This window comes from Gordonia otitidis NBRC 100426, assembly GCF_000248075.1.
Classification (GTDB): Bacteria; Actinomycetota; Actinomycetes; order Mycobacteriales; family Mycobacteriaceae; genus Gordonia; species Gordonia otitidis.
This window is the reverse complement of record NZ_BAFB01000247.1, coordinates 1-3,558: the sequence shown is the minus strand read 5'-3', so window position 1 is coordinate 3,558 and position 3,558 is coordinate 1. Positions and strand designations below refer to the sequence as shown.

Here is a 3,558-nt window from a genome sequence, read left to right as displayed (position 1 = left end):
TGAATGCAGTAATGCCCCGCACCACAGAGGGTGCGGGGCATTACTGGAATGTTGTGCTCGGCGGTGTCCTACTCTCCCACACCGATTAGAGTGCAGTACCATTGGCGCTGGTGGGCTTAGCTTCCGGGTTCGGAATGGGACCGGGCGTTTCCCCACCGCTATAGCCGCCGAAACAATGTGAAACACACACAGACGCGTGTTTATTTTTTTCTTCTGTGTGTTGTTTCAGAAGTGTCATAGTGGATGCGAAACACCTTCACAAGTTTCACGTGTTGGGTGTTGTTGGTAAGTCCTCGGCCGATTAGTACCAGTCACCTGAACCTATTACTAGGCGTACAGTTCTGGCCTATCAACCCCATGGTCTGTAGGGGGCCTTAACCCTTCAAGAGGGTGAGAAACCTCATCTTGGAACAGGCTTCCCGCTTAGATGCTTTCAGCGGTTATCCCTTCCGAACGTAGCTAACCAGCAGTGCTCCTGGCGGAACAACTGGCACACCAGAGGTTCGTCCGTCCCGGTCCTCTCGTACTAGGGACAGGTTTCCTCAAGTTTCTAACGCGCGCGGCGGATAGAGACCGAACTGTCTCACGACGTTCTAAACCCAGCTCGCGTGCCGCTTTAATGGGCGAACAGCCCAACCCTTGGGACCTACTCCAGCCCCAGGATGCGACGAGCCGACATCGAGGTGCCAAACCATCCCGTCGATATGGACTCTTGGGGAAGATCAGCCTGTTATCCCCGGGGTACCTTTTATCCGTTGAGCGACACCACTTCCACACGTTGGTGCCGGATCACTAGTCCCGACTTTCGTCCCTGCTCGACATGTACGTCTCACAGTCAAGCTCCCTTGTGCACTTACACTCAACACCTGATTGCCAACCAGGCTGAGGGAACCTTTGGGCGCCTCCGTTACATTTTAGGAGGCAACCGCCCCAGTTAAACTACCCACCAGGCACTGTCCCTGAACCCGATCAGGGTCCGAGGTTAGAAGTCCAATACGATCAGAGTGGTATTTCAACAATGACTCCATGAACACTGGCGTGCCCACTTCACAGTCTCCCACCTATCCTACACAAACCGAACCGAACACCAATACCAAGCTATAGTGAAGGTCCCGGGGTCTTTTCGTCCTGCCGCGCGTAACGAGCATCTTTACTCGTACTGCAATTTCGCCGAGTCTGTGGTTGAGACAGCAGAGAAGTCGTTACGCCATTCGTGCAGGTCGGAACTTACCCGACAAGGAATTTCGCTACCTTAGGATGGTTATAGTTACCACCGCCGTTTACTGGGGCTTAAATTCTCAGCTTCGCCCCCCGAAGGGAACTAACCGGTCTTCTTAACCTTCCAGCACCGGGCAGGCGTCAGTCCGTATACATCGTCTTACGACTTCGCACGGACCTGTGTTTTTAGTAAACAGTCGCTTCTCTCTGGTCTCTGCGACCCACACCAGCTCCAGACGAAAAGTCCTTCACCAGGATGGGTCCCCCTTCTCCCGAAGTTACGGGGGCATTTTGCCGAGTTCCTTAACCACAGTTCTCTCGATCGCCTTAGTATTCTCTACCTGACCACCTGTGTTGGTTTGGGGTACGGGCCGTGTACCAACTCACTAGAGGCTTTTCTCGGCAGCATAGGATCATGGACTTCACCACAACGGTTACGCATCACCTCTCACACATACAGACGACGGATTTGCCTATCGTCAGTGCTACAGGCTTACACCAGGACAACCATCGCCTGGCACCACTACCTTCCTGCGTCACCCCATCGCTTGCCTACTACCAGCCAAGGTCCTGTGCATCACCCCACCCGAGACCCGAAGGCCTTCCTGGGGGATCTGGACAGTTAGTACAACTGATTCAGCATGGGCGCGGATACACGGGTACGGGAATATCAACCCGTTGTCCATCGACTACGCCTGTCGGCCTCGCCTTAGGTCCCGACTCACCCTGGGCGGATTAGCCTGGCCCAGGAACCCTTGGTCATTCGGCGGCAGAGTTTCTCACTCTGCTTTCGCTACTCATGCCTGCATTCTCACTCCCACACCCTCCACACCTGGATCACTCCGGCGCTTCCACGGATGCAGGACGCTCCCCTACCCACCCACACACCTAGCCCACAACCCGTAGATCATGGGCGGGCTTATGTGAGTGCCGCGGCTTCGGCGGTGTACTTGAGCCCCGCTACATTGTCGGCGCAGGATCACTTGACCAGTGAGCTATTACGCACTCTTTCAAGGGTGGCTGCTTCTAAGCCAACCTCCTGGTTGTCTTCGCGACCCCACATCCTTTTCCACTTAGTACACGCTTAGGGGCCTTAGCCGGCGATCTGGGCTGTTTCCCTCTCGACTACGAACCTTATCGCCCGCAGTCTCACTGCCCTGCTCTCACTTACCGGCATTCGGAGTTTGGCTGACGTCAGTAACCTAGTAGGGCCCATCGGCCATCCAGTAGCTCTACCTCCGGTAAGAAACACAGAACGCTGCACCTAAATGCATTTCGGGGAGAACCAGCTATCACGGAGTTTGATTGGCCTTTCACCCCTACCCACAGCTCATCCCCTCCATTTTCAACTGAAGTGGGTTCGGGCCTCCACGACGTCTTACCGACGCTTCACCCTGGCCATGGGTAGATCACTCCGCTTCGGGTCTAGACCCGGCGACTCCACGCCCTATTCAGACTCGCTTTCGCTACGGCTACCCCACACGGGTTAACCTCGCCACCGAGCACTAACTCGCAGGCTCATTCTTCAAAAGGCACGCCATCACCCACAGCCGACCAAACGACTCGCAGGCTTTGACGGATTGTAAGCGTCCGGTTTCAGGTACTATTTCACTCCCCTCCCGGGGTACTTTTCACCTTTCCCTCACGGTACTAGTCCGCTATCGGTCACCAGGAAGTATTCAGGCTTACCGGGTGGTCCCGGCAGATTCACAGCAGATTCCACGAGCCCGCTGCTACTTGGGCACCCATCACGCAAGACCACACATTTTCAGCTACCGGACTCTCACCGTCTACGGCAGACCATTCCAGGCCACTTCACCTAACATGCAGTATTTATCACTCACGCCCCGACAGGTAGATCGGAGAAGATGAACCCCACAACACCACACACACAACCCCTACCCGGTATCACATGCGCATGGTTTAGCCTCCTCCGCTTTCGCTCGCCACTACTCACGGAATCACAATTGTTTTCTCTTCCTATGGGTACTGAGATGTTTCACTTCCCCACGTTCCCCCCACACAGCCTATACATTCAGCTGGTGGTAACACGACATCACTCGTGCTGGGTTTCCCCATTCGGACACCCTCGGATCACAGCTCGTTTGACAACTCCCCGAGGACTATCGCGGCCTACCACGTCCTTCATCGGCTCCTGGTACCAAGGCATCCACCGAACGCCCTAAAACACTTACAACAACACCTACAAACACACCCCACACAAAGCAAGGCACGAATGTAGACACACAAAACTCGAACAAAACACACAACCAAAAAACTTGTATGCATTGCAAAAATAAAGATGCTCGCATCCACTATGCACTTCTCAAACAACACACA

The 3,558-nt window shown here is 54.6% G+C and carries 2 rRNA genes; both read right to left on the bottom strand.

Annotated elements, in window-relative coordinates:
- Nucleotides 1-55 precede the first annotated feature (55 nt).
- Nucleotides 56-172, bottom strand: a 5S ribosomal RNA gene (gene rrf, locus GOOTI_RS23560).
- 109 nt (nt 173-281) lie between these two features.
- Nucleotides 282-3,415, bottom strand: a 23S ribosomal RNA gene (locus GOOTI_RS23555).
- Nucleotides 3,416-3,558: the final 143 nt, after the last annotated feature.